Below are 14755 nucleotides of genomic sequence, written 5' to 3'. Positions count from 1 at the left end.
GGTGACCCGCGTCGTCGAGGCGACCCGCGTCGTCGAGGCGCGCCGCGCCTCCTGTCCGTGACGACGGACGGTCCACACCGTCTCAGGCCGCGCGGACCTCGACCGTGTGCCATCCCGACGCCCCGTTCGGAGCCGGGGGCCGCTCGACGCTCGTCTGCACTTCACCGTCGGCGCTCACTGCGCGGACCTGGATGCGGTGCGACCCCTTCGTCGGCGTCCACCGGTAGACCCACTGCCGCCACGTGTCGGCCGAGACGGAGTCCGCGAGGGTCGCCTCTTCCCACGCGCCGTCCCCGACCCGGACCTGCACGCCCTTCACCCCGGTGTGCGGCTGCCACGCGACCCCGGCGATCGCCACCGTCGAACCGGCGTCGACCGTCGCGCCCGCGCGCGGGGTGTCGATGCGCGACTCCAGCTTGACCGGACCGCGTTCCGACCAGCCGCGCGGCGTCCAGTAGCCCTGGGCGTCCGCGAACCGCGTGACCTCGAGCTCGGTGACCCACTTCGTCGCGGACACGTAGCCGAAGAGCCCCGGGACCACCATGCGCACCGGGAACCCGTGCTCCGGCGGCAGCGGCTCGCCGTTCATCCCCACGGCGAGCAGCGCGGCCGTGCCGTCGTCCTGCAGGACGTCGAGGGGCGTGCCCGCCGTGAACCCGTCGATGCTGCGGGACAGCACCATGTCGGCACTCGCGTGGGGCCCGGCGCGCTCGAGCAGCTTCCGGATCGGGTAGCCGAGCCAGAGCGCGGTGCCGATGAGGTCCCCGCCCACCTCGTTCGAGACGCAGCTCAGCGTCGCGTGGTGTTCCTCGAGCGGGAGGGCGAGCAGGTCGTCCCACGTGAGCTCGACCTCGTGGTCGACGGCTCCGTGGATGCGGAGCTTCCAGTCGGCGGTGTCGACCGACGGCACCCGCAGCGCGGTGTCGATCCGGTAGAAGTCGCTGTTCGGGGTGACGTAGGGCGTGATGCCCTCGACGTCGAGCGACGCCCCGGCCGGGACCGCGGGGGCGGTGGTCGCCGGGGCCGGCAGCCGGACGGCCCGGCGTGCGGCAGCGGTCGCCTGCGCGGCGGCGGTGCCCAGACGGGAGGCGCCGCCCACCACGACCGCGACGGCCGCCGCCGTCACACCCCAGACCAGGAAGGCGCGACGTTCCGCAGAGGCGGGTCGCGGTGCGGCGGAGGGCACGGCGGCTGCCGACTCCCACCGGCGGAGCCTGGCGGTGAGCAGCCGGAGCACGATGACGGCCGCGGCGACCCCGAGCACGGACGGAGCCCCGTCCATCGTGCCGCTGCCGGAACGGGTGGTGACGGCCAGGAGCGAGAGGACACCGCCCACGGCGAAGACCAGGGCCCCGAACGGCGGGCGGGCGCGTTCGAGGATGCCCGCCCCGGCGCTGACCACGGCGACGATGACCACCATGAGCACGAACAGCGCGACCTTGTCGCCGGTGCCGAAGAGCGTGACCATGAGGTCCTTCGCGCCCGGGGGTGCGAGGTCGATGACCGCCGAACCGACCGCGACGAGGGGGCTGCCGGCACCACCGAGGACGAGGGCACCGAGTTCCGCGGCGGCGAAGAACGCGAGCGCGGCGACGATGCCCGTCGCGGCCGCGAGCAGGCGGGGGCGCGAGACCGCCACGGGGGCGGGCGCGAGGTCAGTGGTCACGGGCCGAGCGTAGGTCGACCGTGCCGCGTGTGTGCTGACAGTCGTGCATGCGGTGGACAGAGCCGGCGGTGTCCGCACCCGTGGACGACCCGTACCCCGCACGAGCGGGTCCGCTGGTTCGTCGGGCGTTCACCGGTGCCGGCCAGCCGGTCGCGGGTGGAGCATGCGAGGATCGAGGGGTGCTGAGGCGTCCCGACCGTGTCCCGCGCTTCGGTCGCGCCCGGCGACGGGACCGCCACCCGATGTCGCAGGCACGACGCCTCCTGGTGCTGCGCTGGATCATCGTCGGCGTGTGGGCGGCCCTTCTCACGGCACGCATCATCGTGGTGTCCACCACGCCCGACGCCGACCTGACCTTCTTCGGCGTCGCCGAGGTCGCCGTGATCGGTGTCGGTCTCCTCGTGATCGCCGGTGCCGTGCTGCGGGGCTGGTCGCTCCGACGGCGGCACGAGGACGAAGCCCTGGCCCTCGCGATCCGCCGGATCGACCCGACGGTGTGGCTCGTGCCGGCGGCACCGACCCCGGAGCTCCGGGCATCGGTGGAGTCCGTCCGGCCGGACGTCGCGCTCGGGCACCGGGTGACGTGGGCCTTCGGTGCGACCGAGGCCTCGCTGTGGGAACTCGAGGAACGTCGTGCGACCCGGCTGCTCGTGATCCGGTGGAGCCGGATGGTGCACGTCGGCCTCGAGGACGTGCACGGCGACGGCCGGTCGTGGGCGATCGCCATGCACTACGTCCGGCCCGACGACACGACAGCGGTGGCGACGTTCTTCGTCCGTGCGGCGCCGGGCTCGCGGCGGATGCTGGGCCGGGGCCCGCGGATGGAGCGGCTCGTGGCCGACCTCGCGCGCGAACGAATCGTCGCGTAGCGCGGGGAACACGGAGGGCCTCGCCGATCGGCGAGGCCCTCTCGTGGTGCGGTCGTCGCCGCTGCCTAGTGGGTCGACGGTTCCTGTTCGACCTCACGCCGGTCGTCGTCCGACCAGAGCGTGTGGAAGGTGCCGTCCTTGTCGATGCGCTGGTAGGTGTGCGCGCCGAAGAAGTCCCGCTGCCCCTGGATGAGCGCGGCGGGCAGGCGGTCGGAGGCGAGCGAGTCGAAGTACGACAGCGCGGACGAGAACCCCGGCGCCGGGATCCCCGACGCCGCCGCGATGCCGACGATGCGACGCCACGCGGCCTCGCCCTCCTGCACGGCGTTCGCGAAGTACGGGTCCACCAGCAGCGACTCCAGGGAGGGGTTCTTGTCGTACGCCTCGACGATGCGGTTGAGGAACTGCGCGCGGATGATGCAGCCGCCACGCCAGATCTTCGCGATGTTGCCGAGGTTGATGTCCCAGCCGTACTCCTTGGCCCCGGCGATGATGAGGTCGAAGCCCTGCGCGTACGCGACGACCTTCGACGCGTAGAGCGCCGCACGGACGTCGTCCTCGAACCCGTCCGGGACCTCGGCGATGGCGGGACGGTCGGGGAAGGCCTTCTGCACCGCAGCGCGCTGGATCGGCTTGGACGACACCGCGCGGGCGAACACCGCTTCGCCGATGCCGGAGACGGGGATGCCGAGACCGACCGCGTTCTGCACGGTCCACACGCCGGTGCCCTTCGACCCGGCCTCGTCGCGGATGACGTCGACGAGGGCCTTGCGCGTGTCGGCGTCCTGCTGCTTGAGGACCTCGACGGTGATCTCGATCAGGTAGGACTCGAGGTCGCCGCCGTTCCACTCGTCGAACACCTTCACCAGGTCTTCGACGGACAGTCCGCCGACGCGGCGGAGCAGGTCGTACGACTCGGCGATGAGCTGCATGTCGGCGTACTCGATGCCGTTGTGGACCATCTTCACGAAGTGGCCGGCACCGTCGGTGCCGATGTGGGTGACGCAGGGCTCGCCCTCGGCGACGGCGGCGATCGACTTGAGGATCGGGCCAAGGGTCTCCCAGGCCTCCTTCGAACCGCCGGGCATGATCGACGGGCCCTTCAGGGCGCCCTCTTCACCGCCCGAGATACCGGTGCCGACGAAGTTGAGACCCTTGTCGCGCAGGTCGTGCTCGCGGCGGATGGTGTCGTGGAAGTTGGCGTTGCCGCCGTCGACGATGATGTCGCCTTCCTCGAACCGTTCCGCGAGCTGCTCGATGACCGCGTCGGTGCCCTTGCCCGCCTGCACCATGATGATGGCCGTGCGGGGCTTGGACAGCGAGGCCACGAAGTCGTCGATCGACTCGGACGCGATGAAGCCGGCGTCCGCGTGCTCGTTCAGCAGTTCCTCGGTGCGGGCGTACGTGCGGTTGTAGACCGCGACGGTGTTGCCCTCCCGCGAGGCGAGGTTCCGAGCGAGGTTCGAACCCATCACCGCCAGACCGACCACGCCGATGTTCGCCTGTCCGTTGTTCTCTGCCACGAGGTCTCCTTCGTCCTGACGTTCGGCACCAACCTACGGTCCGCAGCCTGGGACCGCCCGGGTGTTACGGCAACTGGGGACGACTGTTCACCGGCCCAATACGGTGGAGGAATGACCGAGCGCGCTGTCCTCCCGCCCCTGCTCGTGATGGGGGTCTCCGGTTCCGGCAAGTCGACGATCGGGCAGGCCCTCGCCGACGCCCTCGCCGCCGAGGGGCAGCCCACGGTCTTCGTGGACGCGGACGACCTGCACCCCGCCGCGAACAAGGAGAAGATGCGGCAGGGGATCCCGCTCACGGACGAGGACCGCTGGCCCTGGCTGGACGCCTGCGCCGCGCGGATCGCCGAGGTCGAGGACTCCGGCCACCGCTGCGTGATGGCGAACTCGGCGCTCAAGCGTGTCTACCGCGACCGTCTCCGCGCCTCGGCGCCGACCCTCGTGATCGCCTTCCTCGACGGCTCGCACGACCTGATCGCCGACCGCCAGGCGCACCGTCACCACGAGTACATGCCGAGCTCCTTGCTCGACTCGCAGTTCGCGACGCTCGAGCGACCGCAGCCGGACGAGGCCGCCGTCACCGTGTCGATCGAGGGCTCGGTCGACGAGACGGTGACGGCGATCCTCTCCGCGCTCTCGGTCACTTCCGGCTGAGCTCGGACAGCCGCGACCGGTACTCCTCGGCGTCGATGTCGCCGCGGGCGAACCGGTCGGCGAGCACCGAGCGGGCGTCCGACCGCGCCCGCCAGCTGCCGCGTCGGAGCACGCCGAACACGAGGAACACGACGAGGAACGCGACGAAGAAGAACGCGGGGAAGACGGGGAACGGGAACCCGCCGCCGTGCCAGTAGGGCGCGGTGGCGGCGATGGTGGTGAGCATGGTGACCTCCTGTGGTCGGTTCGGCGTCGCTGTCACGACCGTCCAAGACTCGGTCCAGGAGGCGCGGCGCGCGTCCGTCGCGCAGCCCCACTTCCGCCTGCTCCCGCAGTCGTAGTGCACGTCCTCCTCCACACCCGACTACTCCCGCGGGAGTAGTCCACAGGTCGTGCGCACGCCCGATGCCGCGGGCGGGAGCCGACCCTAGGCTCGAGCCATGGACACCACCCCGACCCTCGCCGACCCGGCGAGCGACGACACCCGCTGGGTCGGGCGCCGTCGCTTCGCCCGGGTCGGTCGGGTCCTGCCGGTGGCGTTCCTGCAGATCGTCGGGACGCTGCTCGCATCGCGCGTGCTGCTCGGATTGGGTGTCGGGACGGACTCGGCCGGCCCACCCTGGGCACGGCACGCGTTCACCGGTGCGGTCGACCCGGTGCACCTCGGCCCGCTCGCGATCGGGTTCCTCGTGGCCGGCGTCGTGGTGCTCCCGTGGCGCTGGCGGTGGCCACGGTCGGTGCTGCTCCTGACCCTCGCGACCACGATCGGGTACGCCCTCGTCGTGAGTCCGCGCGGGCCGTTCGTCGCCGCGCTGACGATGGCGCTCGCCAACGCCTGGCTCCGCGGACACCGCTGGTGGGTCGTCGCCTCGGCGGCGCTCGCCGTCGTCGTGCTCCCGACCGCCGATGCCGTCCTCGGCCGCTCGTCCGTGCTCGACCTCAGCGCCGTGCTGCTCTGCATCGCCTGGGTCACGGTGACGATCGCCGTGTCCGAACTCGTCCGGGTCCGGCTCGAACGGGTCGCGGAACGCCGTCGTCAGCGCGCCGAGGCCGACCGGCGTCGTGCCGCCGACGAGCGGGTGCGGATCGCCCGCGAGCTCCACGACTCGGTCGCCCACAGCATGTCCCTCATCAACCTCCAGGCCGGGGTCGCCCTCCACCTCGGCGCCGACCTCCCGGACCAGACGCGGGACTCCCTCGCGAACATCCGCGACTCCAGCCGCGAGGCCCTCGTCGAACTCCGCACGATCCTCGGCGTGCTCCGCTCCGTCGACGGAGCGCCCGACCGCGAGGGGGCGGAGCGCGCCCCGACCGCCGGCCTCGACCGCGTCGCCGACCTGGTGGAACGAGCGCGTGCCGCAGGCGTCGACGTCACCCTGGCCGTCGACGGCGACCGTTCGGCCGTGCACGGCATCACGGACCGGAACGCGTTCCGCATCGTGCAAGAGTCGGTGACGAACGTCATGAAGCACGCCCCCGGACACCGAGCCGACGTGACGATCTCGATCGGCCCGGACGTCGTGGACCTCGTCGTCGCCGACCGCCCGTCCCAGCCGCGGGTGGCCGACATCGGCTCCACCGAGCCGCTCGCCCCGACCGGCAACGGGATCATCGGGATGCGCGAACGCGCGAACGCCGTCGACGGCACCCTGTCCGCCGGACCGACGACCGACGGCGGCTGGCGGGTGGCAGCACGCCTCCCGGTGGTCGGCACCGACCCCGAGGACGCCCGATGACCACGGACAGCATCGCCCCGGACCCGATCCGCGTGCTCCTCGTCGACGACCAGGTGCTCGTCCGCGCCGGGCTCCGCGCACTCGTCGACGCCGAACCCGGCATGACCGTCGTCGGCGAGGCGGGTGACGGCGACGCCGCGGTGGACGCCGCACGGCGGGAACGCCCCGACGTCGTCCTCATGGACATCCGGATGCCGGGCACCGACGGACTCGCGGCGACGCAACGGATCTCGGCCGACCCCGAACTCGGGGCGCGCACGTGGTCATCCTCACCACGTTCGAGGAAGACGACTACGTGTTCGAGGCGATCCGCGGTGGGGCTGCCGGATTCCTCGTGAAGGACACCGAACCGGCCGAACTCCTCCGGGCGATCCGGACCGTCGTCGCGGGGGAGTCCCTGCTCTCGCCCCGGGCGACCCGTTCCCTGGTCGAGGCGTACGCCACCCACGCGAAGCCGTCGTCCCTCGCGCCGGAGCTGGGCGTCCTGACCGACCGCGAGCGTCAGGTCATGCAGCTCGTGGCCGTCGGCATGACGAACGCCGAGATCGCCCAGCACCTCTTCGTCAGCCCGATGACCACGAAGACCCACGTCTCCCGGGCGATGATCAAGCTCGGCGCCCGCGACCGCGCCCAGCTCGTCGTCTTCGCCTACGAGACCGGCCTCGTGACCCCAGGTTGGCGACCGTGACCGCCCGCTCCGCTGCCACCGTGACTTCGAAGACCGCGCAGCTCGACGACCTCCTCGACGCCGCACTGCAGGACTTCTCGGATGCGCTCGAACACCTCGGACGCCCGAGCCGATCCGATCCGGTCGACGCCGAACGGCACTGACCGGACCCGTGGCAACGGACGGCAACGACTGCCGGACCGCCGCACCCCGAGTTGCATGGACCCCATGTCGTTCACCGGATTCGGCGTCGTCGCCGGAGCAGCACTGACCGAGGCCGTCCGTCGCGCGGGCGCCGACCACGTGGAGCCGACGATCGCCGGCAACCTGGCGATCCGGCCGAACGGCCACGGCGGCGGCTGGGTGCTCGACGACGGCTACGGCGGCGACCGCTTCCCCTCCTTCGCGATCCTCGTCCCCGGCGACCTCCCGCTGCTGACCGCTGACCCCGACGCGGTCCGGGACTACTTCGAGGCCGTCCTCCCGATCGTCCACTCCGTCGCCGAGCCGGGCGCGAAGATCGTGTTCGGCTCGGGGACCGCCCGCACGGCACCCGACGGCATGCCCGAGACCGAGGCCCACCGCCGCTTCGCCGAGGTGCTCCGCACAGCCCGGGACACCGCCGCGGCGAACGACCTCCGCATCGTGCTCGAGCCGCTGAGCCGTTCGGAGACGAACGTCCTGCACTCCGTCGCCGAGACCGTCCGGTTCCTGGACGACGCGGCCGTCGACGGGGTGGACGTCGTCGCCGACCTGTTCCACATCCGGAACGAGGGGGAGTCGCTCGACGTCCTCCGGGAGCACGGCGCCCGCATCGGCCACGTGCACGTCAGCGATCGCGACCGTCGCCCGCTCGGTGCCGAGGGCGGCGACGACGTCTGGCGCGACTTCCTCGCGGCCGTGCACGACGGTGGCTACCGCGGCTCGGTCTCACTGGAGTGCAACTGGTCCCCGGACACCGCGACCGCCGAACAGGAGATCGGCCGATCGCTCGAACTCCTCCGACGATCGGGTGCCATGCTCGTGGCATGACGATCGAGGTGCGTCCCGCGACGTCCTTCGACGACGTCCGCACCATGGTCGGTCCGAAGCGTCCGGACGCGAACGTGTGCTGGTGCCTGAGCTACCGGATCCCGGCGAAGGAGAACCAGGCCCTCAGCGGCACGGCCCGTGGAGATCGCGTCCGGGTGCTCCTCGACGAGGACCTGCCGCCCGGGGTCCTGGCGTACGACGGCGACGAGGTCGTCGGGTGGGCCGCGGTGCACCCCCGTCCGGACACCACGTTCGCGCGGAACCGGAAGATCCCGCACCTCGACGATCCGGGCGACCGGAGCGTGTGGAGCGTCTGGTGCATCCGGGTGCGGCCGGGCCACCGGGGCGAGGGCATCTCGCACGCGCTCCTGGCGGGCGCGGTCGACCTCGCCCGCGAGCACGGCGCCCGCACGGTGGAGGGCTACCCCGTCGACAACCGCGGCGAGCGGGTCGACCTGACGATGGCGTACGTCGGGACCCGCGCACTGTTCGAGCACGCCGGGTTCGAGCACGCGGCGGACACGACGTCCGTCCTGAACGGGTTCCCCCGCGTGCTCGTGCGCAAGCGCCTCAGAGCTTGAACGTCGCCCTCGGGATGTCCGACACGATCCGACGCGCCGTCCGCACCGCGTCCTCCTCGGACAGCTCGTGCGTCACCACGAGCGACGCCAGGTAGGCCGCGTCCGCTCGGCGAGCCATGTCGTGCCGCGCCGGGATCGAGCAGTACGCCCGGGTGTCGTCGATGAACCCCGAGGTCTTCGTGAACGACGCCGAGTCGGTGATGGCCGCCCGGTACCGGCCGATCGCCGCGGGGGTGTCGATGAACCACCAGGGAGCGCCGGCGTACACGGCGGGGTAGAAGCCGGCGAGCGGGCCGATCTCGCGGGAGAACACGGTCTCGTCGACGGTGAAGAGCACGAGGTGGAACCCCGGCGCGGTCCCGAACGACTCGAGCAGCGGCCGCAGCGGTTCGGTGAAGGACCCGACCGCGGGCAGGTCGTGCCCGGTGTCCGGCCCGAAGCGCTCGAGCGTGGGGGCGTGGTGGTTCCGCAGCACACCGGGGTGGAGCTGCATGACGAGACCGTCCTCGACGCTCATCTCGGCCCACCGGTAGAGCATGTCGTGCCGGTACGCGACGGCCTCCGACGCGGTCACAGCGGACGGACCCTGCATCGCGGCCGTGTGGATCCGCGAGCGCTCCGAGGCCGACAACGGCGTGGATCCGGCGTCGAGGACCCCGGTGTCCGTGGCGGTGGCACCGTGCTGGACGAAGTACTGGCGACGTGCGCGCAGAGCCGCCAACAGCCCGTCGTGGGTTCCCGTGTCGATGCCGGCGGCCTCACCGATCGACGCGACCACGTGCCTCCAGTCCGACCCCGACGGGTCGAACACGGCGTCCGCGCGGAACGTGGGGACCACCCGGCCGGTGAAGGTGGGGTCGGCGGCGAGCCGCGCGTGCGCGGCGAGGTCGGCGGTGGGCGCGTCCGTGGTCGCGAGGACTTCGATGCCGAAGGCGTCGAACAGGGCGCGCGGACGGAACGCGGGCGTGGTGAGGAGCCCGGCGATGTGGTCGTACTGGGCGTCCGCGTTCGCGGCCGACGGCTGCTCCGTCAGTCCGAAGACGTCGTGCAGCTCCGTCTCGAACCAGTAGCGGACGGGGGTGCCGAGGAAGTCGTCCCAGTGCTCGGCCAGGTTCCGCCAGATGGATCGTCCTGGAGGCACGGTGCCGGCTCCCGACAGGTCGACGCGACCCAGCGCCTCCAGTCCGACACCGTTCGCGTGCAGGAGCCGCAGGACGTAGTGGTCCGGCGTGATGAGCAGCGACGCGGGGTCCTCGAACGGTTGGTCGTCCGCGATGAGGGCGGCGTCGACGTGCCCGTGGGGGGAGATGATCGGCGCGTCCTTGACGGCGTCGTAGACCGTGCGGGCGACCGCTCGCGCTCCCGGGTCGGCTGCGAAGAGCCGGTCCGGGTGCGGGGCGAGCGGTGTGGCGGTGGTGGTCTGGGTCATCGTCGACTCCTTCATGACGCGTGGGGGACGGGTGCGGGACCGGTGGACTCGCGGACGGTGAGGTGGGTCGGCAGCGCGACCGCGCCGCTCATGTGCTCGCCGGGCAGTTCGTCGGCGGGGATCGCGCCGAGCCGTCCGAGGAGCATCCGGATCGCGACCCGGCCGGCCCGCTCGATCGGCGAGGTCATCGTGGTGAGCGGCGGGTTGCAGAAGTCCGCGCCGAAGATGTCGTCGCAGCCGACGATGCTCATGTCCTCGGGGACGCGGACGCCCCGCTCCCGGAGTCGGGCGAGCATGCCGATCGCGATGAGGTCGTTGAACGCGATGCAGGCGGTGGCACCGGCGTGCACGGCGGCGTCGGCGGCCGCTGCTCCGGAATCGACGAACGGCGCGTGCGGCCCGACGCGGCCGACCCGCACGCCGAGGCGCTTGGCGACGCGGACGAGGGCCTTCCACCGGCGTTCGTTCGACCACGAGCTGTCCGGGCCGGCGACGTAGAGGATGTCCCGGTGGCCGAGGGACACCAGGTGCTGCACGGCCTGCTCGACCCCGCCGGGGGTGTCGATGAGCACGGAGGGGACCCCGGCTGGCCGGCGGTTCACCACGACGAGCGGGGTGCGTTCGGCGAACCGGGCGATCTGCGCGTCGGACAGTCGCGACGCGGTGAGCACGGCCCCGTCGGCCTTCCCGGCGATCGCGCTGAGGGCGGCCATCTCGGCGTCGGCGGACTCCTCGGTGTCGACGAGGAGCTGCGTCCACCCGGCACCGGCGAGCTGGTGCTGCGTCCCGCGGATGACGTCGAAGTAGAAGGGGTTCGTGATGTCGGACACGAGCACGGCGACCGCGCGGGTCCGGCCGGACGTGAGCGCCCGGGCCTGCGAGTTCGGGACGTAGCCGAGTTCCCGGGCGGCCTGCTGGATGCGCTGTTGCGTCGCCTGGTTCACACGGTCGGGCAGGGAGAGCGCCCGGGACACCGTGGACGGCGCCACACCGGTGGCGTCGGCGATGTCGCGGATGGTCACCCGCCGGGCGGTGTCGGTGTCGGTCACGGTTCCTCCGTCGTCCGGCCTGCGCGTCGGTGCGCCGGTGCGGTCTGCCGGTGCCTCGGTGCGCCGGTGCAGCGAACGTAAACCGGTCTGGCAACAAGTGGCAACCGATTGCCGCATGTTGCCAACCGCGCGACAGTGGGTCGACCGGGCAGTGCCGCCCGGAGGAGGTCTCGAGGAGGAAACCCCCGTGAACACGCGAAGACTTCATGCCCGCACCGTGATCGGTGCCGCGGCCGTGGTCGCCCTCGCCGCCCTGTCCCTCCAGGGATGCGCCGTGGTGAACGGCAGCGGCGACGACCCGAACACCCTCCGCGTCATGATGGGCGCGGACACCACCTACCCCAAGGAACGCAAGCAGTGGCAGCAGGACGTCGCCGCTGCGTTCAAGCGCACCACCGGTGCGAACGTCCAGTGGGAGACGTACTCGTCCGCCCAGGAGGAGCTCACCGCCATCCAGACCAGCGTCATCTCCGGGCAGGGTCCGGACGTGTACGCGATCGGCAGCACGTTCACGCCGACCGCGTACGCCACCGGCGCCTTCGTCGAGATGGGCTCGAAGGAGTGGAAGGCCGTCGGGGGCAAGGACCAGTTCGACCCCGCGTCCTTCGGGATCTCCGGACCGAGCACCTCGAAGCAGATCGGCATCCCGTTCGCCAGCCGACCGTTCGTGATGGCGGTGAACAAGGACCTGCTCGCCGACGCGGGGATCACGGAGATGCCCACGACCTGGGACCAGCTGACCGAGGACGCGAAGGCCACCACCACGGGCGGCCGGCACGGCCTGGCGATCGCCTACGCCGACGGCTTCGACCCGTGGAAGTTCGTCTGGGGCATGGCGCAGAACGCCGGCAACACGATCGTCTCGAAGGACGGCAAGGCGGAGATCGACTCGAAGGCCGTCGAGAACGCCTACCGCACCTACTTCGACTGGGTCACCAAGGACGGCGTCGTCGACAAGGCCGCGATCGGGTGGAACAACGCCCAGGCCCTCGCGCAGTTCACCGAGGGCAAGGCGGCGTTCTTCCCGATGACGACCACCACCGCGATCAACTCGTTCAAGAACACCCCCGTGGACGGCAAGTACGAGTTCGCACTCCTGCCGACGGTGCCCCCGGGAGCGACGTCGCGTCCGTCCGGCGGCATCGAGGCGGCGAGCATCCTCTCCGGCGACAACTGGGTCGTGGCCGACTACGGCAAGAAGCAGGACCTGTCGTTCGACTTCATCAAGCAGCTCAGCACGCCCGAGGCGCAGCTCGAGTACTACAAGCTCTTCGGCAACCTGCCGACGAACTCCGACGCCGCGGCCGAACTCGCGGCGGCGAACCCCCAGCTCAAGCCGATCATCGACGCCGGCAGGCTCTCGAAGCCGACCGCCTTCACCGGTGCCTGGTCGGACATCCAACTCTCCCTCGTGGACGTCGTCGTGCAGTCCATCCCGTCGCTCAAGAGCGGCGAGGTCACCGACGACCAGCTCCGGAAGCGTCTGCAGGACGCCCAGAAGGACGCCCAGTCCACGCTCGACCGGCAGAAGAACGGAGGCCTGTGATGACGCAGGTCCAGACCCCCGCGCCGCGCGCGACCGAGTCGCGTGACCGCGAGGTCCGTCCGCACGGCACGACCCCGCTCTACAAGCGGGAGCGTCCCCTCTGGATGCTCCTCCCAGGCGGCGCCCTCATGCTCGCCGTCATCGTGGTGCCGCTCCTCGTGGGCTTCTACATCGCGATGCTCGACCTCGACCAGTACACGCTCCGCCAGTGGTTCAGCGCCCCGTTCGTCGGGTTCGCGAACTTCGCCGAGGCGTTCACGGACTCGCCCCTGCTCCACTCGATCTGGATCTCGGTGTCCATCTCGGTGCTCGTCACCGCGGTCACCGTCCCGATCGGCGTCGCCGCGGCGATCTCGACGCAGAACCGGTTCCCCGGTCGCGGACTCGTCCGGTCGATCTACCTCATCCCGTACGTGCTCCCCGCCTTCGTCGTCGGCACGTTCTTCCGGACCATGCTCCAGCCGCAGGGCGTCGTGAACTCGATCCTGCACACCGACGTGCTCTGGTTGAACGGCTCCGCGTCGTACTGGGCGCTCGCCGGCGTGATGATCTGGACGAGCTGGCCCTTCGTCTACCTGCTCTCCCTCGCCGGACTGCAGGCGGTCGACAACGAGGTGCACGAGGCCGCCGCACTCGACGGGGTGACCTGGTGGGCGAAGCTCCGCTACATCATCTTCCCGTACCTGCGCGGACCCCTGAGCCTCGCGGTGATCATCGCGATCCTGCACAACATCAACAACTTCACCCTCCCGTTCGTGCTGTTCGGCATCCCGCTGCCGTCGAGCGTCGAGGTCATGCCCGTCCTCACGTACATCGCGAGCTTCCAGTCGTTCCGCTTCGGCCTGTCCGCGGCGATGGCGATCTGCTCGCTCGTGATCGTCGCGATCCCGCTGTTCGTCTACCTGCGGGCCGTGAAGCTCGACACCGGTGACGACGCGGGCCCCAACCGCAAGCAGCGTCGTGCCGACCGGCGCACCCTCGCGGCAGCGACCCCGGCTGCTGCCGCCGACATCGACGGAGCCCGAGCATGAGCGCCTTCACCACCTCCACGCGGACCCGCCCCACGGCGACGCTGACCGAGAGCATCATCGCCGGCGACCGCGGCCGTCGGCACAAGCGCCCGTACGACACCGACGTCACCCGGCTCCTGCCGCGCTGGCTGCTCATCCTCGTGATCGCGGTGATCATCGCGTTCATCGCCGTCCCCGTGCTCTACATCCTGTTCGGGTCGGTCAACTCCGACGTCGCGGTGGCCCGGGGCGAGTACTTCCCCTCGGAGTTCACGCTCGCGAACTACGTGGACATCTGGTCGACGGTCGCGCTCGGCGAGGGGCTCGTGAACTCGATGCTCACCGCCGGTGCCGTCGCCGTCGCGAGTGCGGCGCTCGCCGTCTCCACCGCGTACGTGCTGGTCCGGTTCCGCTTCCTCGGACGCCTGACGTTCCTCCGCGGCCTGCTCGCGCTGCAGTCGATCCCCGGCACGCTCCTGCTCCTGCCCGTGTTCGTGGTGTTCTCGAACATCGCGAGCGCCACCGGCGTGCAGATCATCGGCACCCGCTGGGGACTGTTCGTCACGTACCTGACGTTCGCCCTGCCGTTCTCGACGTGGGTGATGGTCACGTACCTGCGCGGCCTGCCGAAGGAACTCGAGGAGGCCGCCCGCATCGACGGCGCGTCCAGCACCAAGATCCTCACGAAGATCGTCCTGCCGCTCTCGTGGCCCGGCATCGTCGTGTCGGCGATCTTCGCCTTCCTGCTCGGCTGGAACGACGTCCTGTTCTCGACGATCATGACCACCCCCAACACCCGCACGGTGGCGGTCGTCCTGCAGGTCCTCGGCACCACGCAAGAGGGCGGCACCATCCCGATCTACGGCCAGATGATGGCCGCCTCGATCGTCTGTGCGGTCCCGGTCGTGGCGCTCTACCTGATCTTCCAGCGCTACCTGGTCGGCGGTCTCACCGCCGGCTCCGTCAAGTAGCGCTGTGCGGTCTGCCGACTTGTCC

Annotated in this window: 14 protein-coding genes and 1 pseudogene; 10 read left to right on the top strand and 5 right to left on the bottom strand. The window is 71.2% G+C overall.

The features are described from left to right. Positions 1–82: 82 nt before the first annotated feature. Positions 83–1666 carry a molybdopterin-dependent oxidoreductase gene (locus BJK06_RS03970; protein ID WP_070416794.1) on the bottom strand — a complete coding sequence of 528 codons (1584 nt, stop codon included), beginning with the start codon at positions 1664–1666 and terminating at the stop codon, positions 83–85. 242 nt (positions 1667–1908) lie between these two features. Here BJK06_RS03970 and BJK06_RS03965 point away from each other — a divergent pair, with 242 nt between their 5' ends. Then, entirely contained in the window at positions 1909–2535 is a 627-nt protein-coding gene (locus BJK06_RS03965; RefSeq protein ID WP_156794750.1) for a hypothetical protein, read from the top strand. Positions 2536–2600: 65 nt separating this feature from the next. Here the strand turns inward: BJK06_RS03965 and gndA are convergent, their stop codons facing one another. Beyond that, positions 2601–4007: an NADP-dependent phosphogluconate dehydrogenase gene (gene gndA / locus BJK06_RS03960; RefSeq protein WP_070419196.1), complete on the bottom strand. Its 1407-nt coding sequence runs from the start codon at positions 4005–4007 to the stop codon at positions 2601–2603. A 162-nt stretch (positions 4008–4169) separates the two neighbouring features. Here gndA and BJK06_RS03955 point away from each other — a divergent pair, with 162 nt between their 5' ends. Continuing rightward, positions 4170–4709 carry a gluconokinase gene (locus BJK06_RS03955; protein ID WP_070416792.1) on the top strand — a complete coding sequence of 180 codons (540 nt, stop codon included), beginning with the start codon at positions 4170–4172 and terminating at the stop codon, positions 4707–4709. Here BJK06_RS03955 and BJK06_RS03950 read toward each other — a convergent pair. Continuing rightward, complete coding sequence (locus BJK06_RS03950; RefSeq protein WP_070416791.1) at positions 4696–4935, bottom strand: hypothetical protein; 240 nt, start codon at positions 4933–4935, stop codon at positions 4696–4698. The genes BJK06_RS03955 and BJK06_RS03950 overlap by 14 nt on opposite strands. A gap of 214 nt (positions 4936–5149) precedes the next feature. Between BJK06_RS03950 and BJK06_RS03945 the strand changes: the two genes are divergently transcribed. From BJK06_RS03945 to BJK06_RS03930, 5 genes and pseudogenes are all read left to right on the top strand, one after another. Beyond that, entirely contained in the window at positions 5150–6445 is a 1296-nt protein-coding gene (locus tag BJK06_RS03945) for a sensor histidine kinase (RefSeq protein ID WP_070416790.1), read from the top strand. Beyond that, positions 6442–7133, top strand: a pseudogene (locus tag BJK06_RS03940) (response regulator). Before BJK06_RS03945 ends, BJK06_RS03940 begins: the two are co-directional and overlap by 4 nt. A 20-nt stretch (positions 7134–7153) precedes the next feature. Beyond that, positions 7154–7276, top strand: coding sequence for a hypothetical protein (locus BJK06_RS18960; RefSeq protein ID WP_258027694.1), 123 nt, complete (start codon positions 7154–7156; stop codon positions 7274–7276). Positions 7277–7340: 64 nt separating this feature from the next. Next, positions 7341–8144, top strand: a complete 804-nt coding sequence (locus BJK06_RS03935) for a sugar phosphate isomerase/epimerase (RefSeq protein ID WP_156794748.1) — start codon at positions 7341–7343, stop codon at positions 8142–8144. Continuing rightward, positions 8141–8725 (top strand): GNAT family N-acetyltransferase, encoded by a 585-nt coding sequence (locus BJK06_RS03930; RefSeq protein WP_070416788.1) that lies wholly within the window; start codon positions 8141–8143, stop codon positions 8723–8725. Before BJK06_RS03935 ends, BJK06_RS03930 begins: the two co-directional genes overlap by 4 nt. Here the strand turns inward: BJK06_RS03930 and uxaC are convergent. Both uxaC and BJK06_RS03920 read right to left on the bottom strand, forming a co-directional pair. Next, positions 8715–10154 (bottom strand): glucuronate isomerase, encoded by a 1440-nt coding sequence (gene uxaC, locus BJK06_RS03925; RefSeq protein WP_070419195.1) that lies wholly within the window; start codon positions 10152–10154, stop codon positions 8715–8717. The two genes, BJK06_RS03930 and uxaC, sit on opposite strands and share 11 nt — an antisense overlap. 11 nt (positions 10155–10165) lie before the next feature. Further along, positions 10166–11203, bottom strand: coding sequence for a LacI family DNA-binding transcriptional regulator (locus BJK06_RS03920; protein WP_070416787.1), 1038 nt, complete (start codon positions 11201–11203; stop codon positions 10166–10168). A gap of 187 nt (positions 11204–11390) precedes the next feature. Between BJK06_RS03920 and BJK06_RS03915 the strand changes: the two genes are divergently transcribed. From BJK06_RS03915 to BJK06_RS03905, 3 genes are read left to right on the top strand one after another with little or no spacing between them, the layout of a single operon-like run. Continuing rightward, positions 11391–12749: an ABC transporter substrate-binding protein gene (locus BJK06_RS03915; RefSeq protein ID WP_181015142.1), complete on the top strand. Its 1359-nt coding sequence runs from the start codon at positions 11391–11393 to the stop codon at positions 12747–12749. After that, positions 12749–13780 carry a carbohydrate ABC transporter permease gene (locus BJK06_RS03910; RefSeq protein WP_070416786.1) on the top strand — a complete coding sequence of 344 codons (1032 nt, stop codon included), beginning with the start codon at positions 12749–12751 and terminating at the stop codon, positions 13778–13780. Before BJK06_RS03915 ends, BJK06_RS03910 begins: the two co-directional genes overlap by 1 nt. Next, a complete protein-coding gene (locus BJK06_RS03905) occupies positions 13777–14730 on the top strand; it encodes a carbohydrate ABC transporter permease (protein WP_258027693.1) in 954 nt (317 codons plus the stop codon). The genes BJK06_RS03910 and BJK06_RS03905 overlap by 4 nt, the downstream gene beginning before the upstream one ends. Positions 14731–14755 lie beyond the last annotated feature (25 nt).

Source organism: Curtobacterium sp. BH-2-1-1 (assembly GCF_001806325.1).
Lineage (GTDB): Bacteria > Actinomycetota > Actinomycetes > Actinomycetales > Microbacteriaceae > Curtobacterium.
The sequence above is the reverse complement of the archived record's forward strand: the minus strand, read 5'-3'. Positions and strand labels throughout refer to the sequence as shown.